At 68.8% G+C, this 21,588-nt stretch carries 20 protein-coding genes and 1 riboswitch; of the genes, 11 read left to right on the forward strand and 9 right to left on the reverse strand.

The genetic code is table 11. From position 1 onward, the window contains the following. Entirely contained in the window at window positions 1-1,155 is a 1,155-nt protein-coding gene (locus BCM27_RS20755; RefSeq protein WP_004020790.1) for a dihydrodipicolinate synthase family protein, read from the reverse strand. Between the two features lie 155 nt (window positions 1,156-1,310). Between BCM27_RS20755 and BCM27_RS20760 the strand changes: the two genes are divergently transcribed. The 4 genes from BCM27_RS20760 (at window position 1,311) to BCM27_RS20775 (ending at window position 5,440) form a co-directional block, all read left to right on the forward strand. Continuing rightward, window positions 1,311-2,069, forward strand: coding sequence for an SDR family NAD(P)-dependent oxidoreductase (locus BCM27_RS20760; protein WP_004020789.1), 759 nt, complete (start codon window positions 1,311-1,313; stop codon window positions 2,067-2,069). Then, window positions 2,066-3,241 (forward strand): glycerate kinase family protein, encoded by a 1,176-nt coding sequence (locus BCM27_RS20765; protein WP_004020788.1) that lies wholly within the window; start codon window positions 2,066-2,068, stop codon window positions 3,239-3,241. The genes BCM27_RS20760 and BCM27_RS20765 overlap by 4 nt, the downstream gene beginning before the upstream one ends. Before the next feature lie 63 nt (window positions 3,242-3,304). After that, complete coding sequence (locus BCM27_RS20770) at window positions 3,305-3,763, forward strand: MaoC family dehydratase (RefSeq protein WP_004020787.1); 459 nt, start codon at window positions 3,305-3,307, stop codon at window positions 3,761-3,763. Window positions 3,764-3,823: 60 nt separating this feature from the next. Continuing rightward, the gene (locus BCM27_RS20775) at window positions 3,824-5,440 is read left to right on the forward strand and encodes an acyl CoA:acetate/3-ketoacid CoA transferase (protein ID WP_004020786.1); all 1,617 of its coding nucleotides are present in this window, start codon (window positions 3,824-3,826) and stop codon (window positions 5,438-5,440) included. Between the two features lie 25 nt (window positions 5,441-5,465). Here the strand turns inward: BCM27_RS20775 and BCM27_RS20780 are convergent, their stop codons facing one another. Beyond that, window positions 5,466-5,966 carry a hypothetical protein gene (locus tag BCM27_RS20780; protein WP_004020785.1) on the reverse strand — a complete coding sequence of 167 codons (501 nt, stop codon included), beginning with the start codon at window positions 5,964-5,966 and terminating at the stop codon, window positions 5,466-5,468. Then, complete coding sequence (locus BCM27_RS20785; RefSeq protein ID WP_004020784.1) at window positions 5,963-7,318, reverse strand: aminotransferase class V-fold PLP-dependent enzyme; 1,356 nt, start codon at window positions 7,316-7,318, stop codon at window positions 5,963-5,965. Before BCM27_RS20785 ends, BCM27_RS20780 begins: the two co-directional genes overlap by 4 nt. 18 nt (window positions 7,319-7,336) lie before the next feature. Beyond that, a riboswitch (SAM riboswitch) is annotated at window positions 7,337-7,450 on the reverse strand. A gap of 107 nt (window positions 7,451-7,557) precedes the next feature. Here BCM27_RS20785 and BCM27_RS20790 point away from each other — a divergent pair. Then, window positions 7,558-8,634: an isochorismate synthase gene (locus BCM27_RS20790; RefSeq protein WP_004020783.1), complete on the forward strand. Its 1,077-nt coding sequence runs from the start codon at window positions 7,558-7,560 to the stop codon at window positions 8,632-8,634. A gap of 21 nt (window positions 8,635-8,655) precedes the next feature. Here the strand turns inward: BCM27_RS20790 and BCM27_RS20795 are convergent, their stop codons facing one another. Genes BCM27_RS20795 through BCM27_RS20805 form a run of 3 tightly spaced genes read right to left on the reverse strand, consistent with a single transcriptional unit; the run spans window position 8,656 to window position 10,750 of the window. Beyond that, complete coding sequence (locus BCM27_RS20795; protein ID WP_004020782.1) at window positions 8,656-9,873, reverse strand: O-succinylhomoserine sulfhydrylase; 1,218 nt, start codon at window positions 9,871-9,873, stop codon at window positions 8,656-8,658. Next, the gene (locus tag BCM27_RS20800; RefSeq protein WP_033205106.1) at window positions 9,870-10,283 is read right to left on the reverse strand and encodes a rhodanese-like domain-containing protein; all 414 of its coding nucleotides are present in this window, start codon (window positions 10,281-10,283) and stop codon (window positions 9,870-9,872) included. The genes BCM27_RS20795 and BCM27_RS20800 overlap by 4 nt, the downstream gene beginning before the upstream one ends. Beyond that, complete coding sequence (locus tag BCM27_RS20805; protein WP_004020780.1) at window positions 10,280-10,750, reverse strand: Rv0361 family membrane protein; 471 nt, start codon at window positions 10,748-10,750, stop codon at window positions 10,280-10,282. Before BCM27_RS20805 ends, BCM27_RS20800 begins: the two co-directional genes overlap by 4 nt. A gap of 203 nt (window positions 10,751-10,953) precedes the next feature. Here BCM27_RS20805 and BCM27_RS20810 point away from each other — a divergent pair, with 203 nt between their 5' ends. Together BCM27_RS20810 and BCM27_RS20815 are read left to right on the forward strand one after the other, a co-directional pair. Next, on the forward strand, window positions 10,954-11,979 hold the full coding sequence (locus tag BCM27_RS20810; protein WP_004020779.1) for an ABC transporter substrate-binding protein: 1,026 nt from the start codon (window positions 10,954-10,956) through the stop codon (window positions 11,977-11,979). Between the two features lie 179 nt (window positions 11,980-12,158). Then, window positions 12,159-13,556 (forward strand): FAD-dependent oxidoreductase, encoded by a 1,398-nt coding sequence (locus BCM27_RS20815; RefSeq protein WP_004020778.1) that lies wholly within the window; start codon window positions 12,159-12,161, stop codon window positions 13,554-13,556. A 113-nt stretch (window positions 13,557-13,669) separates the two neighbouring features. Here BCM27_RS20815 and BCM27_RS20820 read toward each other — a convergent pair whose 3' ends face one another. Further along, window positions 13,670-14,179 (reverse strand): hypothetical protein, encoded by a 510-nt coding sequence (locus BCM27_RS20820; protein ID WP_004020777.1) that lies wholly within the window; start codon window positions 14,177-14,179, stop codon window positions 13,670-13,672. Between the two features lie 272 nt (window positions 14,180-14,451). Between BCM27_RS20820 and BCM27_RS20825 the strand changes: the two genes are divergently transcribed. Genes BCM27_RS20825 through BCM27_RS20835 form a run of 3 tightly spaced genes read left to right on the forward strand, consistent with a single transcriptional unit; the run spans window position 14,452 to window position 17,473 of the window. Further along, the gene (locus BCM27_RS20825) at window positions 14,452-15,495 is read left to right on the forward strand and encodes a FecCD family ABC transporter permease (RefSeq protein WP_004020776.1); all 1,044 of its coding nucleotides are present in this window, start codon (window positions 14,452-14,454) and stop codon (window positions 15,493-15,495) included. Between the two features lie 14 nt (window positions 15,496-15,509). Further along, window positions 15,510-16,637: a FecCD family ABC transporter permease gene (locus BCM27_RS20830; RefSeq protein ID WP_231895829.1), complete on the forward strand. Its 1,128-nt coding sequence runs from the start codon at window positions 15,510-15,512 to the stop codon at window positions 16,635-16,637. After that, a complete protein-coding gene (locus BCM27_RS20835) occupies window positions 16,634-17,473 on the forward strand; it encodes an ABC transporter ATP-binding protein (RefSeq protein ID WP_004020774.1) in 840 nt (279 codons plus the stop codon). Before BCM27_RS20830 ends, BCM27_RS20835 begins: the two co-directional genes overlap by 4 nt. A gap of 31 nt (window positions 17,474-17,504) precedes the next feature. On the opposite strand, the gene BCM27_RS20840 is transcribed toward BCM27_RS20835, so the two are convergent. Both BCM27_RS20840 and BCM27_RS20845 read right to left on the reverse strand, forming a co-directional pair. Then, window positions 17,505-18,821: a ClC family H(+)/Cl(-) exchange transporter gene (locus tag BCM27_RS20840; RefSeq protein ID WP_004020773.1), complete on the reverse strand. Its 1,317-nt coding sequence runs from the start codon at window positions 18,819-18,821 to the stop codon at window positions 17,505-17,507. 26 nt (window positions 18,822-18,847) lie between these two features. Continuing rightward, on the reverse strand, window positions 18,848-19,870 hold the full coding sequence (locus tag BCM27_RS20845; protein ID WP_004020772.1) for an Lrp/AsnC family transcriptional regulator: 1,023 nt from the start codon (window positions 19,868-19,870) through the stop codon (window positions 18,848-18,850). Between the two features lie 145 nt (window positions 19,871-20,015). Here BCM27_RS20845 and BCM27_RS20850 point away from each other — a divergent pair, with 145 nt between their 5' ends. After that, window positions 20,016-21,581 carry an MFS transporter gene (locus BCM27_RS20850; RefSeq protein WP_004020771.1) on the forward strand — a complete coding sequence of 522 codons (1,566 nt, stop codon included), beginning with the start codon at window positions 20,016-20,018 and terminating at the stop codon, window positions 21,579-21,581. Window positions 21,582-21,588 lie beyond the last annotated feature (7 nt).

The following is a 21,588-nucleotide window of genomic DNA, read 5'->3' on the forward strand; positions in this document are numbered from 1 at the left end:
TCAACCGATCCCGTGTACGGCGAAGTAGGCGGCGGCGCGGCGTGCGGTGCTCTCGGGATCGACGAACAGTCCGATCCCGTCGGCCTCCCGCACGAGGTCGGCCAGGTGGACCAGAGTGCGCCCGGCCTCGAAGCCGCCGATCATCCGGAAATGCGACTGCTGCCCGTTGAGGTAGGCGAGCCATGCCACACCGACCTTGTAGTACTGCGTGGGTGCGGCGAAAATCAGCCGGGCGAGCGGCTCGGTCGGGCCGAGGATCTTCCGGAAACCCGCGACGTCGTCGGCGTCCAGGCGTGCAAAGGCGGCCGATGCGTACGGCCCCAGCGCCGCGAACGCGCCCAGCAACGCGTCGCTGTGCCCGTCGTCGTCACCGGCGATCATGTCGACGTAGTTGTAATCGTCGCCGGTGTAGACCCGCACTCCGTCCGGAAGCCGTTGTCGCAGCCTGACCTCGAGTGCCGGATCGAGCAGTGACACCTTGATGCCCCGGACCCGCTCGGCGTGCGCGCCGATGATGTCGACGACGGTGTCCATTGCCGTGTACGGGTCTCGATGTCCCCAGTAACCGTCCAGTGCGGGATCGAAAACCGCTCCCAGCCAATGCAGGACGACCGGACGCCGCGCCTGCGTGAGCACCTTGTCGTACACGGCGAGGTAGTCGTCGGGGCCACTCGCCGCGGTCGCCAGATGTCGGCTCGCCATGAGCACGCAGTCACCTCCGAATGCTTCGATCGCCGAGAGCTGTTCAAGGTAGGCATCGGCGATCTCGGTGGTGGACGGACGCTCCGTGGTGATCTGATCAGTGCCGATCCCGACCACCACACGTCCACCGAGATGCCGGGCCTCGTCCAGTGTCCGCGAGGCGAGTTCCCGCGCGCCTTGCCAATTCAGGCCCATGCCGCGCTGCGAGGTGTCCATCGCCTCGGCGACCCCCAATCCGAGAGACCACAGGTCACGCCGTAACCGCAGGGTTGCATCCCAGTCGATCTGGTCGCCACCACCGGCCGCGGACGCCCGTCGGGGATCGGCGACGACGTGGGCTGCTGCGAAGACGTCGCGACTCCGTGGCGGGGTCGCGACCGTCGCGAGGGTCGCCGGTGCTCCGAGGAGATGCACCGAGGTACCCGTGGCTGTCGGCAGGGTCAGCGTGGTCATGACACTCCTGTAATCGCTTTCTTGCGGATTGACACACGAAGCCTATACCCTCTGAATATCGAGGTAAAGACCGTTCGTCTTCGCAACCTCGGTCCAGAAAACAGTTTCTAGGCGGTGTGCCGAACCCACCGCCATCCCCCGACGAAAGGGCTTCGATGGCCGACACGCAGAGGGTCGGGGCTCGCGAGAGCCTGGCCGGTAAGACAGCGATCGTCACGGGCGCCGCGGGCGGCATCGGATCAGCGATCGCGGCCGGTCTGACCCGCGAAGGGATGCACGTCGTGGGCCTCGACGCCGACGGGCGGGTCGACGACCTGATGGGATCGATGGGCGGCTCGGCGGTGTGCGGTGACCTGACCGACGCCGCGGTCAGCCAGGCCGCGATCGACGCCGCGATCACCCGCACCGGGCGGCTCGACGTGATCGTGAACGCAGCCGGGATCCAGAAGCGGACCGACGCGATCGACATCTCCGACGACGACTTCGATCGGCTGCTCGAGGTGAATGTGTCGTCGGCGTTCCGGCTGATCCGCCAGGCCACCAAGAGCCTTGTCGAGACGAAGGGCAGCGTGGTCAACGTCGCCTCCCTGTCCGCCGACCGCGCCGTACCCGGGATCGTCCCCTACGGCGCGACGAAATCCGCACTGACACAACTGAGCAAGGGGCTTGCCGTCGAACTGGGCAAGTACGGAATCCGGGTCAATGCCGTGGCCCCGGGTTACATCGAGACCGCGATGACCGCAGATGTACTCGGCGAGGCCGAGTTCCGCGATGCCAAACTCACACGCATTCCGCTACAACGCTTCGCCGACGGTGACGACGTGGCCGACGTCGTGACGTTCCTCGTCTCGGACGCCGCACGGTACGTCACCGGCGTCGTCCTGCCGGTCGACGGCGGTTACTCGATCACGTGAACCGACAGGTCCCGGCGGCGACGCCACCGGCCGAGGCCTCGCGAGCCCCGACACCGTGGCACGTCGTCGTCGCACCGGATTCGTTCAAGGGCAGTGCATCCGCGCACGAGATCGCGGCGGCGATCACCACCGGCTGGCTGCAGGCCCGCCCGTCCGACCGTCTGACCGTGCTGCCCCAGGCGGACGGTGGCGAAGGGACGCTGTCGGCGATCGCCTCGTCGACCGCGGACTCGCGCTGGCACGTCGTCGGCAGACCGGTGTGCGGACCAGACCGCCGGCCCGTCGAAGCCCGCTGGCTCGAACTGCCCGGTTCGGTCGCCGTCATCGAACTCGCGGAGTCGAGCGGCCTTCCCCTGATGGCGCACCCGGCGCCGACCCGGGCGACGACCCGCGGGCTGGGACAGGTGATCATGGCCGTTCTGAGCACCGGCGCACGTCGAATAGTCGTCGGCCTGGGCGGATCGGCATCGACCGACGGCGGGGTCGGGGCCCTGCTCGAACTGGGCCTGCGCCTCTATGACGACGACGATCGGCCGGTCCACGTCGTCGATGCGCTCGATCTCGAACGCGTGACCCGAATCGACTCCACCGGACTCGCCGCCCTCCCACCCGATGGGGTCGAGATCCTGACCGACACGACGGCCACATTGTGCGGACCGGCCGGGGCGGCACACACGTTCGGCGCACAGAAGGGCGCCGACCAGCCGACGCGTCGGGCTCTGGACCGTGCGTTACACCACTTCGGCGGTGTCATGGCAGACCATTTCGGGATCAGCGCAACACAACCCGGCGCCGGCGCCGCGGGCGGAACCGGCTTCGGACTCCTGGCGTGGGGAGCGACGCAGGCCCCCGGGGCACTGCGGGTCAACGAGCTCACCGGATTGACCGCGGCACTGCCCACCGCAGATCTCGTCATCACCGGCGAGGGCTGCTACGACCGCACCTCGTCGACCGGGAAACTCGTGGGAACCGTCCTCCGGCACTGCGCCGAACGAGGTGTGCGTTCGCTGGTTGTGGCCGGACGGTTCGACGCCCGCCCGCCGGACCTCGCGGTGGAACTGTCGGCGGTGGCCGGTTCGGCGGAGGCCGCCATGGCGGATCCCACCGCGCACGCGGCCGCGGCGGTCAGGGGGGTGGCCACGTCCGTCAACGAAGCGAAACCGATTTCTTGATTCCCGTTGCAGCCGGCCCGACGCCGGCGGCCGCCGGGCCGAGCCGATGAGGAGTACGACGACATGACCGACCCGATCGCAACCAACTCCACTCCCCTGAGTCTGCACGTAGGGGACACCGCGACCTTCACCAAGACCGTCGGCGAATACGACGTATACGGATTCGCGGGCATCACCGGCGATTTCGCGCGCAATCACATCGACCGCTCGTACATGGAGGCCGGTTCCTACGGCGAGCGCATCGCCCACGGAGTCCTGATCCTGGGTCTGTCCTCGACTGCGTCGACCGAGATCGCGGCACGTGCCGGCGAGCGCGCGGTGTCCTACGGCTACGACCGTGTCCGCTTCGTCGCGCCGGTCTTCCTCGGGGACACGGTCACCATCACCTACACAGTCGACCGGATCGATGATGCCGACCAGAAGTCGCACTCGTCGATCGTCGCGACGAATCAGCGCGGCGAGACCTGCATGGTGGCCACCCATGTCCTGAAGTTCCTGCCGCACAACGATTCCGCATCCTGAGCCGTCCGCCTCGACGACCCACCCCGACCACCCGATCCGTCCGTCCCACCAGGAGAGCTCGTGCACACACCTCGAATCCTCACCGCCCGCCAGGCTGCCGACCTGATCCACGACGGCGACACCATCACGGTCAGCTCCTCGTCGGGTCTCGGCTGCCCGGACGCCGTCCTCGCCGGTATCGGCACACGGTTCGACGAGACCCGTTCGCCCGCCGGGATCACCAGCGTTCACAGCATTGCCGCGGGCGACATGTGGGGGATCAAGGGCATCGACCATCTCGCCCGTCCCGGCCTGCTCCGCCGCGTCGTCGCCGGTTCCTATCCGTCCGGTCCGTCGAGCGCCGACCCCCCCGCGATCTGGCAGATGATCGAGAACAACGAGGTCGAGGCCTACAACCTTCCGTCGGGCATTCTGTTCCAGCTCCATCGGGCCGCGGCCGCCAAGCAGCCCGGGGTGCTGTCGCAGGTCGGCATCGACACCTTCGTCGACCCCCGCGTCGGAGCCGGACGGATGAACACCATCACGCCGAACGCCTACGTCCGGGTGCAGGAGATCGACGACCAGGAGTGGCTGTTCTACGAGGCGCTGGTTCCCGACGTCGCCGTCATCCGCGCGACCACCGCCGACACCCACGGCAACCTCACCTTCGAAGAAGAGGCCTCGCCCCTGGGTGCGCTCGACCTCGCCTACGCCGCACACAACAACGGCGGGGTGGTCATCGCGCAGGTGAAGTACCTGGCCGAGGGCGGCAGTCTCGCACCGCAGGCGGTCCGGGTACCCGGCATCCTCGTCGACGCCATCGTCGTCGTGCCCGACCAGCTACAGACCACCCAGACCCCGTACGACCCCGCCATCTCGGGTGAGCTGCGACGCCCACTGAGCACCCTCGACCCCGTCCCCTTCTCCTTGGAGAAGATCATGGCGCGTCGCGCCGCTGCGGAGTTGCGATCCGGCGAGATCGCCAACATAGGTTTCGGCGTCTCGGCACTCGTCCCCCACGTTCTCGTGGAAGAAGGTCTTCCACAGGCAGTCTCGTGGGTGATCGAACAGGGCGCGGTCGGCGGTGTCCCGCTGCTCGACTTCGTTTTCGGCGTATCGCAGAACCCCGACGCGATCATGCAGAGCTCGGATCAGTTCACGCTGTTGCAGGGAGGCGGGTTCGAGCATTCGCTGCTCTCGTTCCTCGAGATCGATCGGCACGGCAACGTCAACGTGCACAGCCTGCCCAAGCGGCGTCATGTCACCGCGGGCCTCGGCGGCTTCGTCGACATCACCACGGGAGCACCCTCGATCGTCTTCGTCGGCTCGTTCACCGCGGGCCGTCGTGACATCGGGATCGGGAACGGCCGGCTGGACATCCGAGCCGACGGTCCGCACACCAAACTGGTCGCCGACGTCGACTCACCGACCTTCTCGGGCCGGCGAGCGATCGAGAAGGGTCAGCGGGTCCTCTATGTCACCGAGCGTGCGGTCCTCGAACTCCGGCCGGCAGGCATCACCGTCGTCGAGATCGCTCCCGGCGTGGATCTACAGCGCGACGTACTCGACCGCTCGGAGTTCGAGCTCCTCGTCGACCCCGACCTGCGCACCATGGCCTCGGGCCTGTTCTCGCCGGACCGCATGGGGCTGACCCTCGACCTCCAGCCTGCGCATTCGCGCATCCGCGCGCTGGACTGAGGACACCCGGACCGAGGCCGGACCGTCAGGCCACGCGGTGCCGCTGCTCGGCGAGAACCGGCAGGATCTGTTCGCGGATGCGCACTTCGGTGGCCGCGCCGTCGATCGGGACCAGGATCACCGCGTCGGCGACCTCGGCCGCGTAGATGTCGCGGACCAGCGTGATCAGTCCGTGGGTGGTCCCGATGTAGCGGATGGTCCCGGAGCTCGCCTCCGACGACGCGACCACCGCGGCAGCGGCCGCCGCACGCGCCGACGCGGCATCCGGCGCGACGGCCACCTCCACCTCCAGGGCGACAACGAATCTCGCTTGATCGTGGCTGCCGGCCCGGAGCAGGGAACGCGCCCGCTGCGCATCGCGAAGGGTCTCGCGTCGCACGACGATCGGAAATGTCTGTGCCAGTTCGTCTCCGGCGACGGCGACCTGAAATCCCGGCCGGCCGATGCTGATCGGGGCCGTCGGTGGGGATGTCGGTGCGGGGACCACGGTGCCGCGGTCTGCACGTGCGTCGAGTTCGATGGTCATCGTGTCACCCCTCGTTCGAGTTCGGTCGGATCGTCTGTTCGGTCAGTGCTTGCGGTCAGGGCGCGTAGCGCGTCGAGCAGCCGGTCGATGTCATCGGAGGTGGTTCCCGCGCCGAAACTCGCGCGAACCGCGCCGGCCGGATGACCGAGACGTCTGAGCAGCGGGTGGGCACAGAACCGGCCGTCGCGCACACCGATGCCGTGTTGTGCACTCAGATACTCCGCGACGACCCGCGGTGCGATGCCGTCGACGGTGAAGCCCGCGATGCCGACCCGATCGGTGGAGTCGGCGAAGATCCGCAACGGCCGCACCCCGTCGATCGCGGCCAGTCCCCCGTCGAGACGCTCGGACAGGCGCGCCTCGTGCAACCCGATCGCCTCCGGCCCGAGGTCGGCGAGTGCGCGACAGGCCCGGGCGATCGACACCGCGCCGAGCACGTTCGGCGAGCCGGCCTCGTGGCGGGCGGCCCCGGTGTGCCAGGTGACCCCACCGGCACTCGGACCCAGGTCGACGTCGGCGGTCGCACCGCCGCCGGCAAGGTAGGCATCGGCGGCGTCGAACCAGTCCCGGCGGCCGATCAGGACTCCGGCGCCGAAGGGCGCGTACGCCTTGTGTCCGGAGAAGGCCAGGTAGTCGATGCCGTGACTGACGATGGCCACGGGTCGGTGCGCGACGAGCTGCGCGGCGTCGACCAGGATGCGGGCCCCGTGCCGGTGGGCGATCGACGCGAGCCGGCCGATCGGCAGCACCTCGCCGGTGACGTTCGACGCCGCGGTGACCGCGAGCAGCGAGGCCGGCGCCGACGCGAGCTCGACCTCGAGCGCGACCAGGGTGTCCTCGATGGTGTCGCAGGCCGGGACGACCCGGGCCCGGTTGCGACCGTCGCGCGGCGCGCACCACGGCAGCAGGTTGGCGTGATGCTCGATGTCGAGCACCACGACGTCCCCGGGGGTGATGTGGGCGGCGAGGTTGATGGCGTCGGTGGTGTTGCGGGTGAAGACGACGGTGTCGTCGACCCGCCCGCGGACGAACTCGCGCACGGTCTCCCGAGCGTCCTCGTACCGGGCGGTCGTGACCTGCGACAGGTGGCCGGCACCGCGGTGGACACTCGCGTACTCGCCGAGCCCCTCGGCGACCGCGGCGGCCACCGAACTCAGTGCCGGCGCACTCGCCGCGTAATCGAGATTGACGTATCGCGTCGTCCCGCCGCCGGCCAACGGTACGGTCACGTCGGCGCCGAGGACCGGGGCGAGACCGGGAACGGCCGGGCGCGCACGGTGGTCGAGACCGACGACGTGGGCATCGACAGACTCGTGGCCGACAGTTCTCGGTGCTGACAGGACAGCGGTCATGGCAGGAGCTCCTCTGAATTTCCGCGCTTGCCGCGTCCGGTCGGTACGCGGCCAGGTCGTCACCCGGAGCACCCCACCGCGGAGGAGGGTTGCCGACCAGCGAGCCGGGGCTTGTCACTGGCACTCATGACCTACGAACCAGAGTCGTCGATGCCGCGCAGACGTGTCAATTTTCACTCAGCGTGATCCGAAGTTAGGGCACACTTACCTGTAGCGTGTCAGGGGTGTCAGCGACTGATGTGTTCGTGTTGTCCCGCCCGCACGGCACCGTGCGGGGCCGGGGCGCCGTCCGGGGTTTCACCGATGTCGATGCGGCCTCGGCCGCGCTGCGTTCCGGCGAGGTCGGCGCGCTGACCGGCGCGATCCCGTTCGATCTCGCCGACCCGGCCGCGCTGGTGGTGCCCGAGGTCCTGGACTTCGACGACGCACCGCTGGCCGGCGGACCGCCGCTGTCGCGAATCCCGCTGTCGACCACCCTGCACCCCACCGCGGATGAACACCGCGAACGGGTGGCGCACGCCGTCAAACGCATCGTTGCCGGCGACGTCGGCAAGGTGGTCCTCGCCCGCAGCGTCGACATCGTGCTCGACCGAGAGGTCGCGCCAGGCGAACTCCTCGATGCCCTCGCGGGCGGGAACGCCGGGCACAATGCGTTCGGCGTCGACCTCGGCGCGGCCACCGGCTCCGGGTCGTGGTTGTTCGGTGCGAGTCCCGAAGTGCTGCTGCGGAAGTCGGGATCGGTCGTCACCTGTCACCCGTACGCGGGGTCGGCGCCCCGATCGCCGGATCCGGTCGTCGACCGCGCGGTCGCCGACGGATTGTTCTCCTCGGCCAAGGATCTCGCCGAACACGCGTTCGTCGTGGATCATCTGCGGGACCGGCTGTCGCATCTGTGCGACGACGTCGACGCGCCGTCGACCCCGCGCCTGCAGTCGACCGGTGAGGTGTGGCATCTAGCCACCCCGATCCGCGCGACGCTCCGCGACCCCGCCACCACCGCACTGGATCTCGCGCTTCTGCTCGGACCAACCCCCGCCGTCTGCGGCACACCGAGTGATGTTGCGGCACAGATCATCCGAGAGGTCGAGGGGGAACGCGGCTTCTATGCGGGAGCCGTCGGCTGGTGCGACGCCGCCGGCGACGGCGAGTGGATGGTGACCATCCGGTGCCTCGAACTCGAGGCAGATCGTCGCAGCCTCCGCACGTGGGCCGGGGGCGGCATCGTCGAACACTCCGATCCCCAGGGCGAGCTCGAGGAGACCGCGTTCAAACTCCGCACGGTCTTGAACGCGTTGGGAATCGACGGCCTCGAATAGCCGCGTCCGGGCGGCGCCGGCTCAGCCCAGCGCCTGGTCCAGATCCCCGAGCAGGTCGTCGACCCCTTCGAGCCCGACCGACAGCCGCACCACCGAGTCGCTGAGGCCGATGGCAGCGCGTCCGTCGGGCCCCATCGCACGATGCGTGGTGGTCGCCGGGTGGGTGATCAGCGACTTCGAGTCACCGAGATTATTGGAGATGTCGACGATCTGCAGGCCGTTGAGCACCTCGAAGGCGCGCTTCTTGCCGTCGATGCCGTCGTGGTCGTTGAGCTCGAAGGTCACCACGGTGCCGCCGCCCGACATCTGCGACTTCGCGAGATCGTACTGCGGGTGAGATTGCAGGAACGGGTATTTCACCCACCGCACGCGCGGGTCGGCCTCGAGGAAGTCGGCGATCCGGAGCGCGGAGGACACCGAGGCGTCGACGCGTAGGCGCAGTGTCTCCAGACCCTTCACCAGCGTCCAGGCGTTGAACGGACTCAGCGCGGGACCGGTGTGGCGCATCAACTGCTGGACCGGCCCGTCGATGTACTCCTTGGCGCCGAGCACGGCTCCGCCCATGACGCGGCCCTGTCCGTCGATGTGTTTGGTGCCCGAGTACACGATGACGTCGGCGCCCAGATCGAGACCACGCTGCAGCAACGGCGTGGCGAAGACGTTGTCCAGCACCACCTGTGCGCCCGCGGCGTGCGCGAGTTCGGAGACCTTCACGACGTCGACGAGGCTCTGCATCGGGTTCGACGGGGTCTCGAAGAACACCGCGTCGGTGGGCTTCGACAGCGCCCGCTCCCACTGTTCGAGGTCTTCACCGTCGACGAATTCGGTCTCCACACCCCACCGCGGCAGGATCTCGTTGCACACGACGAAGCAGGAACCGAACAGGCTGCGTGCGGCGACGAGCCGGTCACCGGCCTTGAGCAGCGCCCCGAGTGCGACGAACACCGCGGCCATGCCGCTCGCGGTCGCGAAACACGCTTCAGCACCCTCGAGTTGACGCAGACGCTCCTGGAACATCTCGACGGTCGGGTTGCCGTAGCGCGAGTAGACGAATCGCTCGTCCTCCCCGGTGAAGGCACGTTCAGCCGCCTCGGCGGAGTCGTAGACGTAACCGCTTGTGAGGTAGAGGCCCTCGGAGGTCTCGTGGAATCCGGAGCGCGACAATCCACCGCGTACCGCGATGGTGTCGGCCGACAACCCTTCGGGGAGCGGGCGACCCCCGGGCAGATCAGGACTCACGATTGCCTCCACGGCAGGTTCTCGGCACGCCAGCCCGACGCGCCGCGATGGTCGTTCTCATCGAGGGCACCCTCGAAACCGTCGACGATGTTGTAGGCCTTGCCGATTCCGTCGGCGGTCGCGGCTTGCGCGGCGCCGATCGACCGATGCCCGGAGCGGCAGATGAAGATGACCTCCTGGTCGTCGGACACGCCCGAATCGCGCAGCTGTGCGACGAAGTCGTCGTTACGCCGCCCCTCGGGAAAGGTGGTCCACTCGGCGAAGATCGTGCGCTTGCCCAGGATCTCGAGGTCGGGCACGCCGACGAACGACCATTCGGCTTGCGTCCGACAGTCCACCAGCACCGCGTTCGGATTGCTCTCGAGCTTCTCCCACGCCTCACGGGGGGTCAGGTCACCGGCATAGGTCATGAGGAACACACCTTCCATTCGCCGTTCTCGCGCACCACGATCGTGTCGACGACGTTCACGTCGTCGGGTGTCTTGTCATAGTGCCAATGAACCTTCGCGGTCGCCCGGTCACCGTCGACGACCAATTCCGTGATCTCCGGGATCTCGATGTGACCGTTGCGGGTCAGGGTTTCCCGGTTGTCCTGCACGAACCGCTCTTCGGAGATGAAATCGGCCGCCTCCACGTCGGCGGCGCAGATGTTCGCCCGGTACTCGGCATAATTCGGGCCGTTCCGCGCGGTGTAGACGTCGTTGATCGCGTACTGGACCTGGGCCGAGTCGCCGGCCCGGTCCTCGGCGGGACGGGTCACATTCGACAGCACGACGCCGAGCACGACGAGGCCCACGACGCCCGCCGCGACGAAGAACGGCCATGCGTTCTTCCACGACGGGGGCCTCTGGTCACCCTCACCTGCAGCTTCGGCCATGGCGGGCAGTCTATCGAGCGTCCCGGGACCGGTTGAGACCGGCGTCGCCGGCCGTGCGGTGCCCGACGAGCGCACCCGCGCGTCGTCGACAATCGGAACACCGTGAGTAAGGTGGCCCTAAGTACCTGAGTAGCTAAGTACCTGAGTACCGAAGTACACCGGAGAACGACGACGCCGAACGCAACGACCAGCGAGGACCCCGGATGCGCTCTACCACCCGCCGCACACTCACCCTTCTCGTCGGGCTGCTCGCGGCAGCTCTCGTGGCGACCTCGTGTTCGCCGCCGGATGAGACCGTCGACTCCGGGATGGCGCAGGCGCCCGCCCCCGAGGCGGGCGCGATCCCGGTGACCGTGCAGCAGGTCTATGCCCCCGCGACGGTCGCACAGGCGCCGAAACGCGTCGCGGCGATGGGCGTCGGCGACGGAGACACCCTGCTCGCGCTGGGGATCACCCCCACCACGATCGCGCCCTTCGCCGACCCCGACCAGGCGTCGGCACCGTGGAATGCCGAGCTGCTCGCGGACTCGAACCCGGTCGTCCTCCCCAATTCCTCGGGTGCGTTCGGCGACGAGATCCCCAAGACCCTGGCCACCGAACCCGACCTCATCACCGCGGTCGGCGCCGACCCCACCCGCGATCAGTTCGACCTGCTGAGCAAGACCGCACCGACGATCCTGCGGCCCGCGCAGTTCCAGCCCTGGCAGGTGCCGTGGGACGCGCAGACCCGACAGATCGGCACCGCCGTCGGGCTGCCCGAGCTGGCCGACCAGAAGGTGGCCGAGACCGAGCAGTTCCTCGCACGAGTCCGCGAGCAGAATCCGCAACTCGCGGGCAAGACCGCTGTGGTCGTCACCGCCAGCCCGACCGGCGGCGTGTCGATCTACGGCCCCGGCGACGGCCGCGGGCAGACCGTCGCCGGATACGGACTGACCTTCCCGCCGGCGCTGCAGCCATCGCTGACCAGCGGATTCTACGGCGACCTCCCGGCCGAGAGCCTGAACCTGCTCGACTCGGCCGACGTCGTCGTCGCCGTCGACTGGGAGGGATCCAACGACCGGCTGAAGTCGAACGCGGCATTCAACCGCCTCGCCGTTGCGCAGTCGGGCCGCGTCGTCTACCTGCCCCAAGAGGTCGGCAGTGCCATGTCGGTGCCGACGGTTCTGACCATCCCGTGGGTCGCCGATCAGGCCGTCGAACCGATCGCGGCCGCCGCGGGCAAGGCCTGAGCCTGCCGCGGCCCCGGCCGCCGATCACCCGTCGAGGTGAGGGTTACCTCACAGACGGATTTTGGTCGGGGACAGCAAGCGCCTACCGTAGAAGGGATAGGCCTTATCCATACGCGCGGACCCGGGGGTCACCGAGATTACTGGCCGGCGCGTGCTGAGCAACGGAAGACACCTACTCCATGAGCGACAACAGCCGCCCGCTGCGGGTTGCGATCGTCGGTGCCGGTCCCGCCGGGATCTACGCCGCCGACGCGTTGATGAAGTCCGACACCGCCAAGGACCGCGGCGTCAGCATCGATCTGTATGAGCGGATGCCCGCTCCGTTCGGTCTGATCCGCTACGGCGTCGCACCCGACCACCCGCGCATCAAGGGCATCATCACCGCCCTGCACAAGGTCCTCGACAAACCACAGGTACGCCTGCTCGGCAACGTCGACTACGGCACCGACATCACCATCGACGAACTGCGCGCCCACTACGACGCGGTGATCTTCTCCACCGGCGCCACCGACGACCGCGTCCTCGACATCCCCGGCATCGACCTCGACGGCAGCTACGGCGCCGCCCAGTTCGTCGCCTGGTACGACGGCCACCCCGACTTCCCCCGCACCTGGCCGCTCGAGGCCGAGAAGGTCGCAGTCATCGGCGTCGGCAACGTCGCCCTCGACGTCGCACGCGTACTCGCCAAGACCGGCGACGAACTGCTGCCCACCGAGATCCCCGCCAACGTCTACGAAGGCCTCAAAGCCAACAAGGCCATCGAGGTCCACGTCTTCGGCCGCCGCGGCCCCGCGCAGGCCAAGTTCACCCCCCTCGAACTCAAAGAACTCGACCACTCCCCCAACATCGAAGTCATCGTCAACCCCGAGGACATCGACTACGACGAGGGCTCGGCCGTCGCGCGCCGCGGATCGAAGATCACCGACCAGGTCGCCACGATCATCGAGAACTACGCGATCCGCGAACCCAAACAGGGCGCGATCCACAAGCTGTTCCTGCACTTCTTCGAAAGCCCCACCGAAATCCTCGGCGAAGACGGCAAGGTCGTCGGTCTGCGCACCGAACGCACCCAGCTCGACGGCACCGGCAACGTCAAACCCACCGGCAAGACCACCGACTGGGAAGTCGGCGCGGTCTACCGCGCGGTCGGCTACCTCTCCGACAACCTGCCCGAGATCCCATTCGACTCCCAAGCCGGCGTCATCCCCAACGAAGCCGGACGCGTCTTCGACGAAGGCCACCAGCTCACCGGCATCTACACCACCGGCTGGGTCAAACGCGGCCCCGTCGGCCTCATCGGCCACACCAAGGGCGACGCCAACGAGACCGTCGACTGCATCCTCAAAGACATGGAAGCCGGGGCCCTCAACCAACCCGGCAAACCCGGCGAGGACGCCATCATCGAACTCCTCGAGTCCAAGAGCATCCCGTTCACCACCTGGGACGGCTGGTACCGACTCGACGAACACGAACGCGCACTCGGCGCCGCCGAAGGCCGCGAACGCGTCAAGGTCGTCGAACGCGAGGACATGCTCGCCGCGTCGGAGCCCGACAAGGTGTCCCGCCCCTCCGCGTGACGAACGCACAAGAGCGGCGGCCGAGATCTCTCGGTCGCCGCTCTTTCGCATGCGCCCGGCGGGTGCGGGGGCGTCCTCCCCGCACGCCGCCCGGCGCGAAATGCTTCAGTTGTTCATCGACCGGGGATCGCGGGAACGCCCGCGACGTCGGTGCCGCCGCCGGTCAGGACCGTCGACGCCGACGCCGAGGAGCCCGTGCCGAGCCGGTCCAACGGGTTGTCGACGCGCCGGACGTTCCACCAGAAACCGGCATTGTCGGTCAGGTTCTCGGCGTAGTCGGAGATCGCGTATCCGGCGATCGATGACGGGAAGCAGCCGAACCAGGTGGTCTTGATCGTGAGCGATTCGTTCTTCTTCAGCTGCGACTTGAACTTCGTCGCGCCGTTGATCTCCTGCAGGGTGACGTTGCGGAACTCGCCGTCACGCGCGGTGACCCGCATGAACCGGGTCATGCTCCACGCCTGGTTCCACGGAGTGCCCGGAGCAGCGAACTGGCAGTAGACCCCGCCCGTCATCTGGAGGTTGGGAACGGCGGCGTGGGCGGGTGCAGCACCCACCAACGTTCCACCGGCGATTCCTGCGGCGACCAGAACCCCTGTGAGAGCCCGTTTCAGCGATTTCATCGATCCTCCTCGTTCGTAGGCGACACTGTTGTGTTTCCCGACGTCGCCGTCGTGGGGCGGTTCATCCCATCCCACCGGCGACCGGTCTGCTGCTGTCGGTCCGAGATGCCCACCGACACCGGGACTATCGACCCAGCCTGAGCGAAGTGTTACCGCGCGCACAGCCTTCCCTCAGCATTCGTCGGCATTTCGTTATCCGAACGACACCCGGCTTGTCTGCTCCGCACACGGCGCGGAGGCGTCCCCGCGCAAGGTTGGTAAGGTTTACCTTCGTGCGCCGATCTGTCCGAGTTCTCGGAATCCCGCTGCTGCTAGCGACCCTTGCAGCGCTGGTCGTCGCGTCCGTGCTCTTCGGGACCCGACCGGTCCCTCTCGACGAGATCTGGCCGAGCTTCACCGCCGGCGCCCAGGAGATCTGGAACGCGTTGATCAATCTGCGGATGCCGCAGGTGCCGAAGGACACCGACGTCGACGGGATCGTGTGGGACCTCCGTGTGCCGCGCACACTGCTCGGCCTGTCCGCCGGACTCGCGATCGGTGCGGCCGGCGCCATCACGCAGGGCCACACCCGCAACCCGATCGCCGACCCCGGAATGCTGGGCGTCAACGCCGGAGCCGCATGCGCTGTCGTGGGCGGCATCTATCTGCTGGGGATCACCAGCCCGATCGCGTTCATGTTCTTCGGCCTCGTCGGCGCGATCATCGCGTCGACCGTGGTGTTCGGGTTGTCGTCGCTGAGTGGCTCGAGTCCGCTGACCCTGGTGCTCGCGGGTACCGGCCTGACCGCGATGCTGACCGCCATCACGTCCGCGATCGTGCTCGTGGACACCAATTCGCTGGACCAGTGGCGCTTCTGGAGTGTCGGGTCCACGGCGGGCCGGGGCATCGACGTGTTCTGGGCCAGCCTGCCGTTCATCGGCGTCGGACTCGTCCTCGCGCTGGCGAGCGGATTCTTCCTCAACGTCCTGAGCCTGGGCGACGACATGACCAAGGCACTCGGTTCCCGGGTCGTGCTGATCCGAGCCCTCGGCGTGCTGACGATCACCCTGCTCATCGGAGCCGCCACCGCGGCCTGCGGCCCGATCGTGTTCCTCGGTCTGGTCGTCCCGCACATCGCGCGCGCGATCGTGGGCGCCGACTACCGGTGGATCATCCCGTACTCCGCTCTGCTCGGCGGCATCCTCCTCGTCGGTTGCGACATCCTCGGCCGCGTCGTCGCCCGCCCCGGCGAAGTCCAGGTCGGTGTGATGTTGGCACTGGTCGGGGCGCCGTTCCTCATCGTCATGGTCCGCCGACAGAGATTGGGGACCGTGTGAACCCGCCGACCTCCATGAAGACCGCGACCGGTATAGCCGAGAAGACCGGGCTCCGGGCCAAGACCCGGATCGCACCTCATCCCGGCGGCTACCGGATCGCCATCGAACCGATGTCGATGGTCGTCCGCCCGCGCATGCTCGCCGTGGCACTGGTGTCCACCACCGTCACCGTCCTCCTGTTCCTCACGAGCGTCGGGGTCAGCGACTTCCCGCTGACCCCGATCGACGTCGCGCGCATCCTCCTCGGCGGCGGCACCCGGGTCGAGAACGTCGTCGTCTTCGACGTCGCCCTGCCCCGCGCGCTGGTCGCGCTACTGGTGGGATTCGGTCTGGGCCTTGCCGGTTCGCTCACCCAGCTGATCGCCCAGAACCCGCTGGCCACGCCGGACATGCTGGGCATCACCGCCGGTGCCAGCGTGGCGGCGGTGACCGCGATCGCGTTCTCGACCACCAGTTGGGGCGCATGGCTCGGCGGTCTCGGCGTCCCCGCGTCCGCCATGCTCGGCGGGTTGCTCACCGCCGTCGTCATGTACGTCTTGGCATGGCCGGGACGCAAGGCCAACAGCGGCATCAACCCGTTCCGGCTCGTGCTGATCGGTGTCGGGATGACGTGGCTGCTGCAGGCGCTGACCCAGTTCCTGCTGTCCCGTGCCGACATCCGGGATGTCGGTCGCGCGCAGGTCTGGATCGTCGGATCGGTGGCGAACGTGGGCTGGTCGAATGTGTGGCCGGTCGTCGCGGGTGTGTGCGCGAGCATCGTCGTCGTGGTCGTCCTGGCCCGCCAGATCGGGATGCTCAGCCTCGGACCCGATCTCGCCCGCGGACTCGGTGTCCGCACCGGTGCGGTGTCGACGACGCTGCTCCTCACCGCGGTCCTGGTCGCCGCGCTGAGTGTGTCCGCGGCCGGCCCGATCGCCTTCGTCGCCCTGCTCGCCCCGCAGATCGCCCTGCGGCTGGCCGGTACCGCCGTGCCCACACCGCTGGTGTCCGGGGTCATCGGTTCGGCGCTGGTCCTGGGCGGCGACCTGCTGTGCCGCACGGTACTGCCCGGTGGTCTGCCGGTCGGCATCGTCACCGCCGCGATCGGCGGGCCGTTCCTGATCTACCTGATGGTCGTCATGTCCCGAAAGGCGAGCGTATGACCGCGTCCTCCCTCGAAAACCCGACCGCCACCGCGCGATTACGCGGCGTCGGGCTCACCGTCGGCTACGACGACCGGATCGTCATCGACGGCCTGGACATCGACATCCCCGACGGGCAGGTCACCACGATCATCGGCTCGAACGGATGCGGCAAGTCGACGCTGCTGCGGTGTCTCGCCCGGCTGCTGCCACCGCGGGCCGGCACGGTGTACCTCGACGGCGACGACATCTCGTCGGTCCGGCCCAAACAGGTCGCGCGCACCCTGGCGATCCTGCCGCAGAATCCCATTGCGCCCGAAGGTCTCACCGTCGCCGACCTGGTCGGGCGCGGACGGCACCCGCACCAGCGCTGGTTCGCGCAGGCCAGCGCCGCCGACGAGGCGGCGGTCGCGCAGGCGATGGAGATGACCGACACCCTCGACCTCGCCGACCGCACCCTCGACGCGCTCTCCGGCGGGCAGCGGCAACGGGTCTGGATCGCGCTGACCCTCGCCCAGGACACCGACCTCATCCTGCTCGACGAGCCGACCACCTACCTCGACCTCGCCCACTCCATCGACGTCCTCGACCTGGTCCGCAGGCTCCGCGACGAGCACGGCAAGACCGTCGTCATGGTGCTGCATGATCTGAATCTGGCTGCCCGTTACAGCGATTCGCTCTTCGTCATGCGCAACGGCGCCATCGTCACCACCGGTTCCCCCACCGAGGTCATCGACGCCGAGACCCTCGATGCGGCGTTCGGCCTGCGGGCGCACGTGATGACCGATCCGGTCACGGGCGGCCCGCTCATCGTGCCGCTGGACTCACGGACGAACGCGACCCCCGCTGCCCCCTGATCCGAAAGCGCGACCCCTGGTGCCCCTGAGATCAGGGGTCATCCCGCCGAGCCGAATTCGCGAGCATCCTCTCGCGGAGCGAGTCGTACACCGGCGGTGACCCGGACATGTGCGCGACGAGCACCGCGGCAGCCGTCGCGGCCAGCATGGGAAGGGCGACCGTGGTCGTCGCGGTCATCTCCATCACCACGACCATCCCGGTGAGCGGCGCCCGGACGACCGCGCCGAACAGCGCTGCCATCCCGGCCAAGATCATCGCACCCCGGAATCCCGACCCGGCCGAGTCCGGCTGCTGGACAACGATGTCGGCGACCTCGGCGAAGGTGGCACCCCACAGCGCGCCCAGCGCGAGCAGCGGCGCGAACAGGCCACCGGGCGTGCCCGCGGCGTACGAGAGCGGACCTGCGACGAACCGGACGAGGAAGAGCGCGGCGAGTGCGGGGAGCACGACACCGCCGTCGACGACCGCCTGGGTGAGTCCGTCCCCGCCGCCGGCTGCGCGCGCATCGAGGGCGAGCAGTGCACCGATCACCGCACCGATGAGAGCGGCGCGACCGATCGGGGGCACCCGCGAGAACCGGCCGACCCAGCCGAGGGTCCCGAGAACCATTCGGCTGTAGGCGATCCCGATGAGGCCGGAGACGAGGCCGAACACCACGAAGACGGGCAGCACCGTCACCGACGGCACGTCGAGATCGGGTACGTCGAATTCCGGACGGTCGCCGAGGATCACCCGGCCGGCGGCGACCGCCGCCACCACGGCGAACACCGTCGGCACCACGAGTCGCAGCCGGACCGAACGGCCGACCTCCTCGAGCGCGAACAGCGCACCACCGATCGGCGCGGTGAACGCCACCGCCAGCCCCGCGCCGCTCAGTGACGTCTGCATCACCCGGACGTCGGCGTCGTCCAGCCCTCCGCGCCTGCCGGTCTCGGCACCGACGACGGCGCCCATGTGCACCGTCGGCCCTTCTCGCCCGAGCACGAGCCCCGATCCGATCGCGGCGAGCGCGCCGACGAACTTGGCCGGGATCAGACGCAGCGGCGCCGAGGACACCTCACCGCGCTCGACCGCCTCCACATGCTGGATTCCGCTGCCCGCGGCGGTCGGGACGACCCGAACGGCGAGCGCGCCGAGCGCCGCGCCGGCCGCGGTGACCGCGATGGGTACCAGCCACCCGGGAACACCGAATCCCGCCGACCAGTCGAGCATCTCGACGCGCCAGCGGTCCAGGTGCCCGAGACACCAGCGGAACGCGCCGCCCAGCACACCGGTCACGAGCCCCGCCACGACGGCCAGCACACACAATCGCACCAGGCCCCGGTCGGCAGGTGGTGGCGAGGTCACACGTGGACGCTACCCTGCATCGCGCATCACACCGGCTGGATCAGCCGTCCCTGCACCACAAGCGAGGCGTTCTGCTTGAGCCGGCGCATCCGGATGCTGACCGAGTACCCGGTGACGCCCTCGATGGCGGCAACCCGGGTCCGTAGATAGTCGTAGAAATGAGCGGTGTCCCGGCAGATCAGCGACACCATGAGGTTCCGCTCGCCACTGATCGCCGCGGCGAACGCGACTTCATCGTGAGCTGCGAGTTCGGTTCCCGCCCGGTCGAGAGCCGCCGGGGTGACCGTGAGCCAGAGGGTGGCACTCAGGTCGAAACCGAGACGGTCGGGCAGGATCTCGACGTCGTAGAACAATGCCCCGGCGCGTTCGAGTGCGCGGAGCCGACGGCGGACTCGTCCGACCGTCCAGCCACAGATGCGGGCGAGCTCGCGGTGCGCCCGGCGGCCGTCCTGGACCAGGGCCTCGATCAGCATCGCATCGTCGGCGGTCAGGCGCCCGCCGCCCGCCGTGTCGTCCTGTTCCGGCTCCTCCGGCGTGTCATCGCCCGCACCGGTCGCTGCGGAGGCGAGGAGGTCCCGGTCGCGGTCGGCGAGATGGCCGCCGAATCCCGTCCATCTCGACGCCGGGTGGCCGGGGTCGAAGGCGTGCAGGATGAGATCGATGCTGACGTCGGTCACCGCGGCGCGCGCCGGGAACGTCTTCGCGATCGCTTCCTCGCCCGCCACACCGAGTGGCGCCCGGATGAGGCAGATGATCTCCGCACCCCCCGATGCGACGTAGGCGAAGGCGACTTCCCGGCGGCGGGCGAGTGAGGATGCGAGCGGTTCCATCCGATCCGGGCGGCACCGCACTCGTGCCACCCACTCCGACTGGCCGCGCACCGAGGGTTTGATGATGCCGACGACCTTCATCACCCCGGCCCGCCGCAGCGCCTGGTAGCGACGTGCCGCGGTCTGCTCCGAGATCCCGGCCACATCGCCCAGCTGCCGGAACGTCGCCCGCGGCGACACCTGTAGTGCGCGGAGGATCGTGCCGTCGATGTCGTCCATGATGGAGGAAGTGTACCGATGACGAGTCTCGGTAGTCGGAATCGTACCGCTTCAGGGAATCAGTACGCGATTTCGGGGCATTCCCTCCGACAATGGATTTCTGCGCCGCGCCGGCGCCCCCTTCCTCCAGACCGAAAGCGAGCGCGTGACCGCGACCACCTCCCCCGTCACCACCGGTGAATCGACAGTTCCCGAACGCCGCACGGCAACCATCGTCATGGCCTGCCTCGGCGTCTTCGTCGCCTACCTGCCCATCACGAGCGTTGCCGTGACCCTGCCGGCGATCGGCAGCGCGTTCGGCGCGTCGACCGCTCAATTGTCCTGGGTCCAGGACGCTTTCGTCCTGCCGATGGCGGCGTTCATCCTCACCGCGGGGGTCTTCGGCGACGTACACGGCCGACGCAAGGTGTACCTGGTCGGACTGTCCCTCACCGCACTGGGCGCACTCGTGGCGTTGTCCGCGCAGTCGATCAGCATGGTGTGGATCGGACAGGCGCTCGCCGGCACAGGCGCGGCCGCGCTGCTCCCCACGACCCTGGCTCTGATCAGCCATGCCGTCCCCGACGTCCGCGAGCGCGGCAAGTTCATCGGCATCTGGGCATCGGCGCTGATGCTCTCACTGACGGTCGGGCCGTTGGTCGCGGGCCCGGTCGCCGAGTCGGCGGGCTGGCGCTGGATCTACCTGCTGCCGATCCCGGTGGCGCTGATCGCACTCGCGGTCGCGGCGGTGACCCTGCCAGAATCCCGTGCGCCCCATGCCCGTCGCCTGGACTGGCCCGGTCAGATCTCCGCCGCGGTCGCGGTCACCGCGCTGGTCTTCGGCGTCATCGAGGCCGGCGTCTACGGCTTCGGCGACGCCCGGGTCATCGTCGCGCTGGTGGTCGCCGTCATCGCCGCGGTCGTGTTCGTCATCACCGAGAAGCGTTCGGCGAGTCCGATGCTCGACCTCGATCTCTTCCGGAGCCGCGCCTTCACGGCCACGACCCTGGTCGCGATGATCACGTTCCTGGCGCTCATCGGCTTCATCTTCGTGCTCAGCATGTATTTCGGTCTGGTGCAGCAGCTCGGCACCATCGAGGCGGGCTGGCGGTTGGCCCTCATGAACGGCGCGTCGATGCTGGTCGGGGCGCTCGCCGGCAAGATGATGCACCGTATCCACGCGCGGTTCCTGATCGGCGGCGGTCTGATCATGGTCGCCGTTGCCCAGTTCGCACTGCTGACCATCGACGCCGAGACCTCGTTCGCATCCATCTCCTGGCGTCTGGTCGTGCTCGGGCTCGGGATGGGCCTGGTGATGGCACCGATGACCGCGACCGCGGTGTCGGCGGTGCCCTATCACCTGTCGGGGATGGCCGCGGCCGGCAACAACGCCTTCCGTCAGGTCGGCGGCGCGCTCGGTCCGGCTGTCCTCGGTGCCCTCCTGACCGCCGGCGCGGTGAACTCGTTGCCGCAGAAGCTCATCGACGCCGGTGTCGAGGAACCGGTACGCGACCGGGTGGTCGGCGCGGTCGACACCGAGGGCCTGGCCGCCGCGAGCGGCCTGAACCTCGGCGCCGACACCCCCGCCGTGATGGGCGCCGTCGGCGACGCCTTCCTGGACGGTATGCACCTGTGTCTGACGTTCTCGGGCGTCCTCACCGCAGCCGCCGCGATCCTCGCACTCGTGATGTTGCGTCCCGGTCGGGCGGTCGAGGAGCAGCCGGTCGGCTGAGCCGCGG

Source organism: Gordonia terrae, assembly GCF_001698225.1.
Taxonomy (GTDB): Bacteria; Actinomycetota; Actinomycetes; order Mycobacteriales; family Mycobacteriaceae; genus Gordonia; species Gordonia terrae.

Excerpts from the sequence above, each read along its gene's own strand:
- BCM27_RS20755 (WP_004020790.1), bottom strand. The coding sequence starts at position 1,155 with ATGACCACGCTGACCCTGCCGACAGCCACGGGTACCTCGGTGCATCTC.
- BCM27_RS20760 (WP_004020789.1), top strand. The coding sequence starts at position 1,311 with ATGGCCGACACGCAGAGGGTCGGGGCTCGCGAGAGCCTGGCCGGTAAG.
- BCM27_RS20770 (WP_004020787.1), top strand. The coding sequence starts at position 3,305 with ATGACCGACCCGATCGCAACCAACTCCACTCCCCTGAGTCTGCACGTA.
- BCM27_RS20780 (WP_004020785.1), bottom strand. The coding sequence starts at position 5,966 with ATGACCATCGAACTCGACGCACGTGCAGACCGCGGCACCGTGGTCCCC.
- BCM27_RS20785 (WP_004020784.1), bottom strand. The coding sequence starts at position 7,318 with ATGACCGCTGTCCTGTCAGCACCGAGAACTGTCGGCCACGAGTCTGTC.
- BCM27_RS20800 (WP_033205106.1), bottom strand. The coding sequence starts at position 10,283 with ATGACCTATGCCGGTGACCTGACCCCCCGTGAGGCGTGGGAGAAGCTC.
- BCM27_RS20805 (WP_004020780.1), bottom strand. The coding sequence starts at position 10,750 with ATGGCCGAAGCTGCAGGTGAGGGTGACCAGAGGCCCCCGTCGTGGAAG.
- BCM27_RS20810 (WP_004020779.1), top strand. The coding sequence starts at position 10,954 with ATGCGCTCTACCACCCGCCGCACACTCACCCTTCTCGTCGGGCTGCTC.
- BCM27_RS20815 (WP_004020778.1), top strand. The coding sequence starts at position 12,159 with ATGAGCGACAACAGCCGCCCGCTGCGGGTTGCGATCGTCGGTGCCGGT.
- BCM27_RS20820 (WP_004020777.1), bottom strand. The coding sequence starts at position 14,179 with ATGAAATCGCTGAAACGGGCTCTCACAGGGGTTCTGGTCGCCGCAGGA.
- BCM27_RS20830 (WP_231895829.1), top strand. The coding sequence starts at position 15,510 with ATGAAGACCGCGACCGGTATAGCCGAGAAGACCGGGCTCCGGGCCAAG.
- BCM27_RS20835 (WP_004020774.1), top strand. The coding sequence starts at position 16,634 with ATGACCGCGTCCTCCCTCGAAAACCCGACCGCCACCGCGCGATTACGC.
- BCM27_RS20845 (WP_004020772.1), bottom strand. The coding sequence starts at position 19,870 with ATGGACGACATCGACGGCACGATCCTCCGCGCACTACAGGTGTCGCCG.